We start from the raw sequence: 13,728 nt of genomic DNA on the forward strand, positions 1-13,728 counted from the left end.
TGTAGCAGATCATTAGCATTGCATCCCCCCTTTCAATGCGGTTCCTTGCTGGCCTCAAAACTTCAGATATTGTGGAAGATCGTCAAGTTCATCGTGATTGCCGCATGAAAAAAGACGGTCTTTTAACGCTTTTTTAAACACTTTGTCGTTATTAGCTGAATTTCGGTCGGAATATGTATCTAAAAAATCAGTGTCCTCAATCTCACAGGACTGCAGAAACTCCTCTTCATAGCCGTCATTGTAAACCATCATGAGGTGATAAACGGTATAGTAAAGCGCATTTTGCAAACGGTAGCGTTTGGCGAAGGCAATGGAAGCTGTCAGATCATGTTCATTCATCAAGGTAAGCACGGTCTCCCTGATGTCGCAAAGTTTGATAATGTTAAAATCTTTGCCCAGCCAAATCGTTAATGTATGCTTGGCTTCGTCGAAAAAATGGGTGCAGAGATGGGTGAAGAGATGGGCAAAATTGCGCGCTCCGTTCGTCGCCGCCGCAGAATAATCTATGATTTCATTGACGGACTCTTTGGCAAGACTGTCGTCCAGGCTGAAGCGGAAATCCAACTGCAGGTAAGGTACCTTTTCATTGCTCGTAAGTCTCCGGTATGGATACAAATTACTCATCCCCACCTTCCACTTCAGCTCCTTGATCCGGGAAATCGGTTCAAGGACCTGCAATTCGGGGTTATAGCTGCCCTGAATATATCCCAGCTCCTTCAGGCAGGCACCCAGCCGCTCCAGATCGTCATAACGGATTAAGAAGTCTAGGTCGCTTACATATCGGGTACCTGTCTTACCGTAAATCATGGGGATGAACATGGCGCCCTTTACCGGAATGGCGTGAATGCGTTCCTGTTCAAACCTTTCCTGGAGCCGCTCCAATTCCGACATGTAGACCTTATTTTGTTCTCTTATGGAAAATTCTATATAGTTAAAGACCTCAATTAAGTATTGGTTCGGAACAACCTTCGGACAAATGTTGCGGATATTCGCCCAGCATAACGTCAATGTCTTGTGGTAAAGTGCGTATTTGGCAAACTCAAACCAGTTGATCGGCTTTTGGACAAGTTCGCGTATGTTCTGAATGGTCTCTTCCGAGAACGTTTTTCGTGAAGTCAATATCAGCAGCTGTTGTTCCGGTGTCAATGAAGGAAGAATCATGGCTTCAGCTCCTTAACTCTGTCAGATTTATGAGACTCCACGTAATCGATGAGGTCACTTACTTTTTCGAACGCTTTCAGCGACAAAACCTCATTTTCAAACTCAAAATCAAACTGTTCTTCAAGCGATGCTATAATTTTGATGAAGGTAACCGAATCCATCCCGGTATCCGCCAACCTGCTTTGCATGTCCACTTCCTGCTTCAGCAGATAGTCGCCCACAATCCTCATTACAATTTCCGAGTCGGCATCCGTCTTCTGGCCTCCATTGCTTTTCGTGCCCAGTTGCCGGATATGATGCTCTACGGTCCTTCGCCGATCAAGCTTTCCATTGTCGGTGTAAAAGATCTTTTCGCCTCTGATATAAAAATTGGGAAGCATATACTTGGGAAGCTCCCGCCTCGCATAGCGTTTAACGGCATTTTCAGCAGGCTCCGCGCCGCAGTCAAAATAGATTAATCCGAGCTGGTCAACACCTCCGTTGGAATGAACCAGGGCAACGGATTTCAAGATATCGGGACAAGCATCCATCACGCTTTCCAAGCCTTCCAGTTCGATTCTGTGACCGCGTATCTTTACCTGATTGTCTCTCCGTCCTAGCCATTCAAACCTGCCTCTGCCGTTGTGTCTACCAAGATCTCCTGTTCGGTATACCCTTACCCCCGGCAACTCAGGCAATGGAATAAACGCTTCCGCTGTTGTTTGAGGATTGTTGTAGTACCCGTCAGCTAAGCCAGACCCTGCAATACAGATTTCGCCGGCCCTGTCATCGGTAATCAGCCTGAAATTTTCATCAATCAGGTAGAGTTCTGTTTGTTTCAGCGGAGTACCGATATCAACGGTACTTTGTCCGGTCAGGTCGCTAACCGTCGACCATATCGTGGTTTCAGTGGGACCATACAGATTATAGACCGTCGCCTGCGTAAAGTTCTGGAGATCTCTGAGAAGTTGAAGGGGCAACTGTTCTCCGCCAAGAAGAATCCGTTTCACCGCGTTCAGGCACTGAAACCGGGGATCGATGGCTTGCAGCATACTCATTTTGGATGGCGTCATTTGAACGAGATCAACGGAATGCTCTGTAAGCAGCTGTACCATCATTCTGGGATTTTTACATTCATCCTCCGTTCCCAGCACGACTGTCAGCCCCAGGAACAAGGGAACAATGCTCTCCAGGAAAAAGACATCGAAGATCGCTGTAGAAAGACTCGCCACCTGCTGCACGTCCTTGAAGCTGATGCTTTGGGGGATGTTGTCAATGAATGCGGTCAAGTTTGCGCGGGTTACCATGACACCTTTGGGATTCCCCGTAGAACCGGATGTATACAGGATGTAAGCCAGACGGCTTGGATTCTTATTTTTTAGGGGTGCCGTCTTTACGGTCCGGGACTGTATGTCTTCAATGAAAACTGCTCGGCAAGAAAGTTTTTCGACAAATCTTTTTTGCACGATGGCAATTTCCACACTGCACTCTTTCAAAATATGTTCAATTCTTGCCTGAGGCCATGCCGGGTCTATGATGATGTAGGTGATTTCGCCTTCAAGACAAGCCAACATGGCGCACACCATGGCTTCGCTTCTTTCCATTACAATAGCTATAGGTGATTCAGTACGACCCTCCAGCAAGGTGTCAATGATCTGGGCTATACTTCGCCTCATGTCCTGATATGAGAACCTGCGGTGATTAAATACAAGGCTTGCTCCGCGCTGAAGGCGCAATTGGCAGCCATCCATGCTCATTCCCCTCACTCCTTTGACAAAGCTGTTATCAATTGCTCCATTGCTGCCCGTTCAGTGCCGGAAATTTCCTTAACCAGCTCCATAACTTCATAAAGCAATCGGATTTTTCCGGTGATCTCATACTTCAGAAGGATATTTTTGTGCAGCTCACAAAGCCTTTCCACTGCTGCGAATCTCTCGAACAAATTTTCGTCAGCTTGTAGGATGTTCCCGGTAGACATGTATTCCAGCCGCTTTAGCATCAGTACTTTATGCTTATGGATAGCGTGAGCCCCCCTGACATCAATACGCGCGTCCCCACCAAGCAGGCTGCTGTAATATGTATTCAGACAGTCATATACCCCGAGGCCGTACGCTGTTCCATCCGGCGGTTCATTGGCGATGCTGCGCAGGCGCGTTGTACTGGAGGATTCCACATAATCCTTTAAGACGCCGACAACAAAGTCTTTGTCGAACCGATAATCGGCGTGTTCATTAAAGCTCATTAATTTGATATCATCATAGTCGGGTCTGTGCTTGGAAACATAACGCTCAAAGCCTGAGCGGATCTGATCTGTCGAAATCTTCTCGCTGGAGTAAATGCCGCCCTTGAAATTGTCGGCTACATAGAAAACGTTGATCTCAAGATCATAGCCGTACACGAAAATATCGTGGACTCGGGACTTCTTCATATAATGATCACTGACGCCCAGGTGATAATGATCCATATCCAACCGAATATAATAACCCATATCGATGCAATCTTTTAAAAAATGATCTATATGCCCCCCGCAGGCACGGCCTACAAGATTCCTGCTGAGTTTCTGGTCATGAATCCACGGGCAATACCAATTAACGGTATCGTATTTAACCAAAGCATAATGCTTATATACAAGCTGAATGAAATTGCAGTACAGCCATGCTTCGGTTTGCGGATGTGATTGGATAATCGATAAAATATGTCCAACCTTGGAATAAGAATCAAGGATAGGATGGGTTACGGGCAGCAATTTCTTCTTCATCGCAAGGACCTCGGATAACAGTTTGTTCGATAAGCTCCACAATTAATAGAGTGGGCATGATCAGAAATGCAATGGATCTTCCCTGAAAAGCGACCGCAGGGACCGGCGATCTCAGCACATGGGCACCTTCGGAGACAAGCAAATCTATGGTTGCTTGAATATCGGTGCATTCATAGCACTGATGATACATTTTGTGGCCTCGCACCAATATTTCATGGATCGGAGATACCTCGCCGGCTGGTTCAACGATCTCAATGCGTATATTGCGGTGCCGCATGAATACACCGTTAATTTGTTGAACGGGATCATGAAACACCTCACCTTCCTGTTCATATCCCAACAGCAAGTGGGCTTGGCGCTCCGGTTCGAGCGAACGGGCAGCCAATCCGATGTGGTGGAACATAAGCGGGTTCATAAGACAGTCAACTTCTCGCATATAGAACGTATCAAATCCTCTTCCGAACCGATGGCGGTAACCTCGGCAATTGAGAATCGGACACGGTATTCACGCTCCACCTTGAAAATGATCTGCATGTGGTTTAAGGAATCCCACTCCATCACTTCTTTTCTGACTATTGTTTGCACTTTCCCGGGCCGCAGGCCAAGTACACCCACGATAATTCCGTGTATTTTATCCACGATCTCGTCCATTGATTTTCACCTCGGCCGGATGCCCTTTCACCTTGGGCTCCAGTAATTTGAACAGCTCGGTCAGCTCCAAATTTTCCTTGCTTCCATAAATCCCCTCTAGCCACTGTAATGCAGGTTGATTGCGCGGGCCTGCTGTTCTTTCCACTGCCAATTCAAGCACGCCCCTCTCAAGCAGAATTTGGAGAAGAAGATAGAATATAATGTTCTCAAGCTCACGTCCTAAAGCTCTGCAGCTGATCATGAACTCTAACAAGGTAGCTCTTTGTTCGTTCAACGACACCGCCACTGCTCCGATGATCCCGCTGTTGGCCAGGCGGTCCTGCAATTCAACCGTCAGCACAACATGATTATCGCTGAAGAACATCTTCTTGGCCGCCTGACTTTCCGTTCTCCGCAGGGAAACATTGAATTGATTAGTCTTCTGGCTCAATTCATGGAACCGGCCGATGTGGGAAGGGTTATTTTCATTCACGGCAAGAATCATGTTCAAACCTTTAATATATTCAAATGGGCTTCGTGCTTCCTCTCTCAACCGCCGGCGGATTTGATCGGCTTTGATATCCTCCGATCGCCTAGCCCCCAGTTCGTCATTCCGGACTGCGAATACTCCAGGATAACGGATGAGCCTGTTCTTCGTCTCTTGCCCGTCGGTGTCCGCCAGTAAAACATGAATGGCCGGCAACTTGTCCTTGGCCTTCATCAGTTCGACCGGATTATCATCCACAAACAGCATCGCGGAAAAATCAACATGGAGTTGCTCAGCAATAAGGGCAATATTGTCGCTTTTTTCCTCCCAGTTTGCGATAATCACCGAAAAGTCTTCTTTTTTCAGCGGAAAATCATCCCTTTGTTCCAGCAGGGCCATCACGTCGCTTTCCTGATTCTGAGAGCATAATGCCAGGATTAAGCCGCTTTGTTTAAGATTCAGCAGGAGCCGTTGCAGTATTTGATGTCCTTCGGTAAGCAAAACCTTGTCCAGGCCGTCTTCCGCCAGAGTTCCCTGATACAGTGTATTATCAAGGTCTAAAATCAGCGCCTTGAGTCTCCCTGCAAGCAGAACCGGAAGGAGCTGGAGACCAAAATATTGAGCCAGCAGCTCAGTGCCGTAAGCATTGAAGGGATATCCGACTAACCGATCATTCCTGTAATCATAGATGGATTCCTGTGGTCTTGCCGAACATAGACTGAGGTCGGCCAAATGAACACCATGCAATCCTTGAACCGTTTCTTGCAGCAGATAGTTGCTCTCTCTTACCCAGGTAAGCGATGGTGAATTTCCACCGGCATAGGTCTCTGCATCCAGATTCTCAATCCAGTTGTTAATCACTATTGGTTTGTCGGTTTGCTGTTGTATTAAATGTAAACGCCCTTGAATCCAGACAGAAAAATCCTTTGGCCGCATGTTCATATACAGTCTGTAGTCAAGCCATACCATCACCAGGCTGGTCCCCAGGCCAATTTCAAATTTGGTCAGGGAAGGGTCGTAATCCGAATAACGATATGTAAACGAGGCGTTCCACAAGTTTAAGTAAGATTTCAACGATTGGGCTATAAATTCAAATGGAAATGTACGTAATACATGTATATGATATCGCTGGGGCGAGCCGTTTACATTGGGCATCAGAGCCTCATCGACCAACCCGGCCCCATAAGCCATACTTGCTGACGCTAGCCGCTGAAACTCATAAGCCATGCTTCCGCCTCCCTTGTGCCATATATTTCGTCTTCCGTCGTTAATATGTATTCGAAGTGCGGCGCATACTCTTTGTGCAGTAGCCAATTCCCCCTAAGTATACCGCTCAATATGTCATACCTTGCCATTTCGTAGCCTTGGATATTACTCTCTAGGAGAGAGGTGAATTTACTATCGTGATTTTTATCACAAATGTAATCATAAAAGAGCCTTCGCCTTCTGATGATCCTGTCCAGACCCACCAGCAGCTTGTTCTCATCCGGCCTGCTGTAATCCAGATTCAAATAAAGCGACTCTTCCTTGCAAAGCTGTACAAGTTTCCGCAAAGCCTGACGATTATAATAGAATTGAACCCCATCCTCAAAGGTTACTGTTTCATAGTGCTCGGTGTAATGGCTAAGCACATTAAGCGGTGACTTTCCGACTTTATTTAGCAAATGGGGATGAATTCTGACTGTAAAGACCTCGGAAAAATGTCCTAATGCCTCAATCATCTCCTTCTTGGAGATAATCCCAACCTCCGGATTAGCATAGAATGCAGTAAAACGCTCCGGACATAGGTTTAACGGATTCTCGACGAAATAAAGGTTGGATTCATCATGCCATAGCAGCAGTAGCAAATGACCCGGGTTATATGATTCGTCATTGATGGCCTCCGGAGCAAACCTTCGCAGAAAAGGCAGCTTATTCTCAGCGGTGCGGAGCAGGAGATAATCCTTCCGATTCAACCATTCTTCGATTCCTGCAAGCGCTTCAGTTGCGTTATTCTTGATAAAAAATGCCCTGTCGAGCGTGATAGCCCCCGCGAATAGATTCTTATAGGTGGATAATTTCAAGTTTCGGTTATTGCTTTCCAGCTGAAGACAAAACGACAAATCCCCAATAAAAATGCTTTGGTAACTGTCTATGTCCGCTACGCTGTTGGCTACTGAAAAATACACTGCCCGTTCATAGCAGTCATTCAAATTCTGCACAAAGGGGAGCGTACGTCCGGCTTCATCCACGAAGTAATGCGCTTTCATCGCCTCTTCCGGCACTGCTATCCCCTCCTTTCCTCCAATTAAAGTAGCTTATTTCGGATTATGATGTAGGATTTTGCAATTTATCTTTCTGTGACCAGAATAAATCCCGCTATTTTAATAATCAATAAACATTTTTAGTTTTTTCAGGAACATAAGGATATCCTTACTTAATGATTATCAACTGAGATAATGACACTGCGCTAAATCGCCAAAACGTTCACGTAGGAGTATTGTGTGTATATCGGCAAGTCGAATATATCTTGGAAAACGAGGAATTGAATCCGCTCTGCGACGTATGTGTGTCATACGACGAAAAACCTGGTATCCAAGCGATCGTCAACACCGCCCCCGATTGGATGCCCGTGCCAAAGCTGGACACCCACTACAACTCGGCGCATTAGCAGTAACTTCGATCCTGACCGTGCCGGAAAAAGAAAATTGAGCGTAGTCATAGTCATCCAGATACTTAATAACAGGAATCGTTTCGTTATCCGCTTTCAATGTAAACACACTGGATGCGGTATAGATGGATGGCATCGGGTAATTTTGGATCGTGGCCGGAGCACCGGCGGTCTGTGCCAAAGATGCCGAATCAGCATCCATCTCGGTCGCACCAGCAGTTTGGGGTAAAAATCCTGTGATCATGACGGCAAGCACTACCAACAGACTAACTGCTTTTCTTGTAATGGTAAGCATGAAAAATACCTCCTCAAGATTATTCAGCTAGCAGCCCCACTTCCTGACGATCAAGCCCTCCCTCCATTAAAACTTTCACTGTCAAGATGGATTATAATCCCTGCTCAAAAAGAAAGGAGTGGGGCTAGCCCACTCTCCTGGGATACATTTTAACTGTTGACAATCGAGCTATAAACCTATAAAGTTTTCTCAGTGGTCTTTTAATGATAATGATTATCAATATCACAATTAGTGTAGTTGAAAGGGAGAGTACCAGAAATGAAGAAATTGTTGTTACCTTTGTTTGTCCTTACCATCCTGGTTATAAGTGCCTGCGGCAACCATGCAAATAATAACTCCGGCACAACCAGCAAGGCTCCGGAAGCTAGCGCAAGCGCTAATACCAGCAGCTCTGATACCATTACTTATCAATCCGAAAGCGGACCGATTGAGGTTCCTGCAAACCCTCAGCGTGTTGTAGTCCTTTCCGGATATGCAGGCAACCTGCTAGCACTTGATATCCCCCTTGTTGGTGCGGATGCCTGGACCAAAGCAAATCCTAAATTCCAGGATCCATTGAAGAACGTCGCCGAAGTGTCCGATGAGAATGTTGAAAGCATCCTGAACCTTAAACCCGACTTGATCATCGCCATGTCAGATGTCAAGAACGCGAATAAGCTGGGGCAAATCGCACCGCTGGTTACCTATACATACAACAAGGTGGACTATCTGACTCAGATTCTGGAGATCGGCAAAGCCGTTAACCAGGAACAGAAAGCAGCTGACTGGATTGCCGATTTCAAGGAACGTGCCCAAACCGCAGGTGAAGAAATCAAAGCTAAAATCGGTGCTGACAGTACAATATCCGTTATAGAAGGCGATTCCAAGAATCTGTATACCTTTGGTAGCGGTTGGGGCCGCGGCACGGAAATCATCTATCAGGCCATGGGTCTGAAAATGCCGGATAAGGTTAAAGAAATGACGGCAAAAGACGGTTATTACAATTTGTCATTAGAAATCCTGCCGGATTATATGGGAGATTACGTCATCTATAGTAAAGAATCCGCCGGTGATGCCTCCTTCCAGGAGACTTCAACTTACAAGGAGATCCCGGCCGTTAAAAATAACCATGTCTATGAAGTGGACGCCTCAACGTTCTATTTTAACGATGCCCTTTCTCTTGACTATCAGCTTGATTTTATTTCCAAGTCGTTGCTGGGGAATTAAGGAACGGATGATCAAAATGAAGAAAGAGTCTCCGCAAAAGCTGATTAACTCTTCTTTTGCGCTTAAACTGCTTGTCAGCTTGGTTGTGTTTGTTGTCATGTTCGCACTAGCGATCAGGCTTGGCGCCAAAAATGTTTCCCTCTCCGACATATGGAGCGCCATGTTTAACCCGCTTTTGACAGGTGGCGATATTTCCATCATCCGCGAGCTCCGTTTACCCCGGGAAGTCGGCGGCGTTCTGGTAGGGGCTGCACTTGCGGTTGCCGGGGCGATTATGCAGGTTCTAACCCGAAACCCGCTTGCCGACCCCGGACTACTCGGTCTGACTGCCGGGGCAAATGCCGCACTTGCGGTTGCTTTTGCTTTTATACCTGCCATCGGTTATTTCGGAACGATGATTGCCTGTTTTATCGGCGCAACTGTTGGCTTTATGCTTGTATTCGGCATTGCTGCTCTTCGGAAACAAAACATGTCTCCCCTGCATATGGTGTTAGCCGGTTCTGCAGTATCGGCTCTGCTGACGGCTGTGGCCGAAGGAATCAGCCTGCAATTTAAGCTCTCCAAAAATGTATCGATGTGGACGTCCGGCGGACTGATCGGCACGACCTGGGGGCAAATTGCAGCGATAGCCCCGGTTATTATCATTTGCCTCGTCATTTCTATTCTGCTGTCCCGGCAGCTGACGATCCTTAGCCTGAACGAAGGAACAGCCGTGGGTCTTGGGCTGAAGATCACTCATGTCAAGATAGCGCTTTACGTGTTGATCACACTTTTGGCGGGCGCCGCGGTTGCCCTTGTTGGCAACATTGCGTTCATCGGCCTGATGATTCCGCATCTCGTGCGGGCGTTTGCCGGGACCGATTACCGTACCATTCTGCCTCTGTCCGCGATCGTTGGCGGTAGTTTCATGTTGTTCGCAGATACGCTCGGGCGGATGATTAACGTCCCGTTTGAAACGCCGGTTGCAGCTATCGTGGCCGTGCTGGGCTTGCCATTCTTCCTGTTTATTGTTCGCAAAGGAGTGCGATCCTTCTAATGAAAACATCCCGTCTGTATCATAAACAACCGCTTGTCATTTCTCTCCTCGTGCTTCTTATCCTGGGCACCATCGTAACCGGTATAGGTATCGGATCTTCCCCTGTATCGTATGGCAGGCTGATTCCAACAATCCTTGGGCACGGATCATTCGAAGATCATTTTGTGCTCTTCTCCATCCGCTTGCCCCGGATACTAATTACGCTGCTGGCGGGTATGGCGCTTGCATTATCCGGTGCGATTCTGCAGGGAATCACCCGCAATGAGCTGGCAGACCCGGGAATCGTAGGCATTAATTCCGGAGCCGGAGTCGGAGTTACCGTTTTTTTCATCTTTGCGCCACTTAATGTCGCATCCTTCGTGTACATGATTCCGCTTATGGCCTTCGCCGGAGCCCTGGTAACGGCTGTACTGATCTATGCATTCTCATACACCCGCAGCAATGGGGTGCAGCCGATCAGGCTGATTATCACCGGCGTCGGTTTCTCCATGGCCCTCTCCGGTATGATGATCGTGCTCACCTCTTCCGTTGACCGAACCAAAGTGGATTTTATCTCCAAATGGCTTGCCGGCAACGTATGGGGAACAGACTGGCCTTTCACCCTGGCCCTGCTTCCTTGGCTGCTCATTCTGGTCCCCTATGTGCTATTCAAATCCAGTGCGCTGAATTTGCTTGCATTAAACGAGCACAGCGCGATCGGTGCCGGCATGGCGGTCCAAAGAGACCGTATCCTTCTGATGCTGGCGGCGGTTGCGCTGGCGGCCTCGGCCGTTTCCATGACCGGCGGTATCGCGTTTATCGGCCTGATGGCTCCGCATATTGCCAGAGCTTTGGTTGGAGCACGGCATCAGCAATTTGTGCCGGTGTCCATTCTAATCGGAGGCTGGCTGCTGCTTCTGGCAGATACGATTGGCCGCAACTTAACTCAGCCGGATGGTACCGCGGCCGGAATCATGGTGGCGTTTATCGGGGCCCCCTATTTCCTTTATCTTTTGTCAAAAAAAGCATGGTAGGCGGAGAAGATACGCTTCAACTTCAATAAAGGCATCTTCCGCCAGCTGGAGACCCAGCCGGGTTAACAGGGATGGGACGCGGGGCTTGAAGCCGCTAGGAAGAGGGGGAACTCCTACGAAATGCAAAAGTGCAGGCGGTTTTTGTCGAAACTCCTCTAAATCGGTGGTTCAAATGCAAATGTGCATTTCATTTCCGGTCAAAAGCTGCTTTTTTATCGTATTGCCCTAAATGAGATGAATTTTTGCATTTCAATCGCACTAAAATGGTGATTTGCGGAAAATAGAATGCACTTTTGTAGTTGATCCCAGCGGATGGTGGCTTTCCCCAAAATGACGGCCGGAGCCCCGATCAGGCTCATGGCGATGTCGATCCGGCGCTTCATCCCGCCGGAATATTTGTCTACCCGGCGGCCCGCCGCATCGGTCAGGCTGAATCTTGCAAGCAGATGGTCGGCGACTTGAGCAGGATTGGAAACTCCCCGCAACTTGGCGATCATCATCAGGTTTTCCCGCCCGGTGAGCATGCTGTCTAAAGCTGCGAACTGCCCTGTCAGGCTGATGCTCTGGCGAACATGATCCGGTTGACGCTGGATGTCAAAGCCGCAAATGCCTGCTTCGCCGCCATCGGGTTTCATCAGCGTCAAGAGGATGTTGACTGTCGTCGTCTTGCCCGCTCCATTTGACCCCAGCAGCGCGAAAATTTCGCCGCACCGCACCTCAAAATCCACCCCCTTTAAGACTTCCTTGTCTTTAAAGGATTTTTTTAACCCTTTTACAGAAATCGCTGCATGGCTCATTATTTTTCCTCCTTAAAAAAGTGCCTACCATCTACTGTTTAGTCTGACTGATAATCAGTATAACTTAGTACCGAGCTAAAAATATAACTGAATAGCAAGACGGCAATTTACATTTGTAACCAGCTAATCAGTTGGTGTTGCCTATTGAACAGTCGGTATTATCCACCTGAATTTATTTTTTACCCAATCGTTTCATGATACTCTGATTCAAATCTTCACGGTACTTGGCGACATAGGTTTTAGCGTTTGCGACGAGTTCGTCGGCGAAGGATGCCACGTCGTCCCCGGTGATTTCCAGAACCTGTCTGCCTTCCGCCGCACCGGCTTCGAACAACTCAATTAATTCATACTGCATGTGCAGCATATCCATCCCGTTGCCCGCTGAGAAATTCCACATGTAGTTTTGAATTTTCTTAAATACATACTGGTAGTCCTCCGGCAGGGCGTCAACCCGTGCCATCATCATTTTGTATTCTTTTTTATCACCAATCATTTTTTTGAACATTTCCATCATGTTATTTTTCCTCCTTTTTTAGGTACGGAATATCTTATGAAGCTAAATTGACTTCAAGGCGTTGATTTTTGAAGATACAAATTCCCATTTCTCCCAAAACAATTTAAGTTCTTGGCGGCCAGCCTCATTCAGGGTGTAAAACTTGCGGGGCGGCCCCATATCCGAAGGTTTCTTTTCGATGTTGACCAGTTTTTTCTTTTCTAACCGCACAAGGATGGTGTAGACCGTCCCTTCCACGACTTCGGTAAACCCAAGCTCGTTCAGCCGGCGGGTAATCTCGTAGCCATAGGTTTCACGGCGGCTGATGATTTCCAGCACACAGCCTTCCAGCGACCCCTTCAGCATCTCAGTTAAATTTTCCATGTTCAAAGCCTCCCCGATTTTGCCCCTCCTCTATTTAGTCTGACTCATAATCAGTAGTACATAGTACTAAGGGAAAATTTTACTTAATAGCTTTTGGGAAATCAAGCTATTAAGTATCACTCACTACATGTACATTGTATTACCGAGTAGCAGGGGTGTCAACTACTTTTCATAAAATTATAGCAAAGAGGGACTTCAAACTGCCGTCCCTCTTCGACAATTATAATGCAAGTGATATAGGAAAATCAAAATAAGTACTGGGATATGGCTCATTTTTCAATGTATAATGCCACCATTCATACTCATAAGAGCTAAAGCCGCTGGACTCCATGATAGAACGCAATAACCGGCGGTTTTTAGCTTCAGCTTCAGTGATTCCCTTAGCTTCGTGATGGGAGATGACATCCATCAGATCAAAATCACCGCCCATCGGAACAAGAACGCCGGTATCTAACCGATAAAGAGTCAGATCAATGGCGCTACCGCGGCTATGACCCGATTGAGTCGCTACGTAACCCTTCTGAATCATTTCGGAACGGTTGATATTAGGATAATGTTTTGATTTTGTACGCCCATCTTCAGGCTCTTCAGACCACTGCAGAAAACGATCCACTGCGCGTTGCGGACGATAACCGTCCCAGAGAAGCAAGCCATACCCAAGGACAGCTGCCTGCTCCTGGGCCACATGCAGCGCGGCAGCCAATTCATGGGTGCCTACAATACGATTAACTTCATAACCATCGACCGGTTTTCCGGTGAAATTGTCCCATGTGGCATACTTAGCATCCCAACGAATTCCGGGGAGAACTTCATCAAGGAACACAAATCCTTTTTCCATA

Annotated in this window: 14 protein-coding genes and 1 pseudogene; 3 read left to right on the top strand and 12 right to left on the bottom strand. The window is 47.2% G+C overall.

Annotation, left to right across the window (positions count from 1 at the left end):
- Window positions 1-54: 54 nt before the first annotated feature.
- The 8 genes from NYE69_RS19410 to NYE69_RS19445 form a co-directional block, all read right to left on the bottom strand.
- Window positions 55-1,161: a nucleotidyltransferase family protein gene (locus tag NYE69_RS19410; protein ID WP_340927477.1), complete on the bottom strand. Its 1,107-nt coding sequence runs from the start codon at window positions 1,159-1,161 to the stop codon at window positions 55-57.
- Window positions 1,158-2,897 (bottom strand): non-ribosomal peptide synthetase, encoded by a 1,740-nt coding sequence (locus tag NYE69_RS19415; RefSeq protein ID WP_340927478.1) that lies wholly within the window; start codon window positions 2,895-2,897, stop codon window positions 1,158-1,160. Before NYE69_RS19415 ends, NYE69_RS19410 begins: the two co-directional genes overlap by 4 nt.
- 5 nt (window positions 2,898-2,902) lie before the next feature.
- Window positions 2,903-3,898: a hypothetical protein gene (locus NYE69_RS19420; protein WP_340927479.1), complete on the bottom strand. Its 996-nt coding sequence runs from the start codon at window positions 3,896-3,898 to the stop codon at window positions 2,903-2,905.
- Window positions 3,858-4,313, bottom strand: coding sequence for a VOC family protein (locus NYE69_RS19425; RefSeq protein WP_340927481.1), 456 nt, complete (start codon window positions 4,311-4,313; stop codon window positions 3,858-3,860). The genes NYE69_RS19420 and NYE69_RS19425 overlap by 41 nt, the downstream gene beginning before the upstream one ends.
- Entirely contained in the window at window positions 4,310-4,549 is a 240-nt protein-coding gene (locus NYE69_RS19430) for an acyl carrier protein (RefSeq protein ID WP_340927482.1), read from the bottom strand. The genes NYE69_RS19425 and NYE69_RS19430 overlap by 4 nt, the downstream gene beginning before the upstream one ends.
- Window positions 4,530-6,242, bottom strand: coding sequence for an HAD-IIIC family phosphatase (locus tag NYE69_RS19435; protein WP_340927483.1), 1,713 nt, complete (start codon window positions 6,240-6,242; stop codon window positions 4,530-4,532). Before NYE69_RS19435 ends, NYE69_RS19430 begins: the two co-directional genes overlap by 20 nt.
- Window positions 6,218-7,279: a hypothetical protein gene (locus NYE69_RS19440; protein ID WP_340927485.1), complete on the bottom strand. Its 1,062-nt coding sequence runs from the start codon at window positions 7,277-7,279 to the stop codon at window positions 6,218-6,220. The genes NYE69_RS19435 and NYE69_RS19440 overlap by 25 nt, the downstream gene beginning before the upstream one ends.
- Before the next feature lie 321 nt (window positions 7,280-7,600).
- A complete protein-coding gene (locus NYE69_RS19445; RefSeq protein ID WP_340927487.1) occupies window positions 7,601-7,960 on the bottom strand; it encodes a hypothetical protein in 360 nt (119 codons plus the stop codon).
- Window positions 7,961-8,218: 258 nt separating this feature from the next.
- Here NYE69_RS19445 and NYE69_RS19450 point away from each other — a divergent pair, with 258 nt between their 5' ends.
- The 3 genes from NYE69_RS19450 to NYE69_RS19460 are packed head-to-tail and all read left to right on the top strand — an operon-like array spanning window position 8,219 to window position 11,215.
- Complete coding sequence (locus NYE69_RS19450) at window positions 8,219-9,166, top strand: iron-hydroxamate ABC transporter substrate-binding protein (protein WP_340927489.1); 948 nt, start codon at window positions 8,219-8,221, stop codon at window positions 9,164-9,166.
- The gene (locus NYE69_RS19455; RefSeq protein ID WP_445744842.1) at window positions 9,162-10,202 is read left to right on the top strand and encodes a FecCD family ABC transporter permease; all 1,041 of its coding nucleotides are present in this window, start codon (window positions 9,162-9,164) and stop codon (window positions 10,200-10,202) included. Before NYE69_RS19450 ends, NYE69_RS19455 begins: the two co-directional genes overlap by 5 nt.
- A complete protein-coding gene (locus NYE69_RS19460) occupies window positions 10,202-11,215 on the top strand; it encodes a FecCD family ABC transporter permease (RefSeq protein ID WP_340927492.1) in 1,014 nt (337 codons plus the stop codon). Before NYE69_RS19455 ends, NYE69_RS19460 begins: the two co-directional genes overlap by 1 nt.
- A gap of 329 nt (window positions 11,216-11,544) precedes the next feature.
- On the opposite strand, the pseudogene NYE69_RS19465 reads toward NYE69_RS19460, so the two are convergent.
- From NYE69_RS19465 to vanX, 4 genes and pseudogenes are all read right to left on the bottom strand, one after another.
- Window positions 11,545-12,012, bottom strand: a pseudogene (locus NYE69_RS19465) (ABC transporter ATP-binding protein); the annotation flags it as partial.
- Window positions 12,013-12,184: 172 nt separating this feature from the next.
- The gene (locus NYE69_RS19470; RefSeq protein WP_340927493.1) at window positions 12,185-12,526 is read right to left on the bottom strand and encodes a DUF1048 domain-containing protein; all 342 of its coding nucleotides are present in this window, start codon (window positions 12,524-12,526) and stop codon (window positions 12,185-12,187) included.
- A 42-nt stretch (window positions 12,527-12,568) separates the two neighbouring features.
- The gene (locus NYE69_RS19475; protein ID WP_036622934.1) at window positions 12,569-12,889 is read right to left on the bottom strand and encodes a PadR family transcriptional regulator; all 321 of its coding nucleotides are present in this window, start codon (window positions 12,887-12,889) and stop codon (window positions 12,569-12,571) included.
- Window positions 12,890-13,109: 220 nt separating this feature from the next.
- Window positions 13,110-13,727 carry a D-Ala-D-Ala dipeptidase VanX gene (vanX, locus tag NYE69_RS19480; RefSeq protein WP_340927494.1) on the bottom strand — a complete coding sequence of 206 codons (618 nt, stop codon included), beginning with the start codon at window positions 13,725-13,727 and terminating at the stop codon, window positions 13,110-13,112.
- Window position 13,728: the final 1 nt, after the last annotated feature.

Source organism: Paenibacillus sp. FSL R5-0527, assembly GCF_038008055.1.
GTDB classification, from domain to species: Bacteria; Bacillota; Bacilli; order Paenibacillales; family Paenibacillaceae; genus Fontibacillus; species Fontibacillus macerans.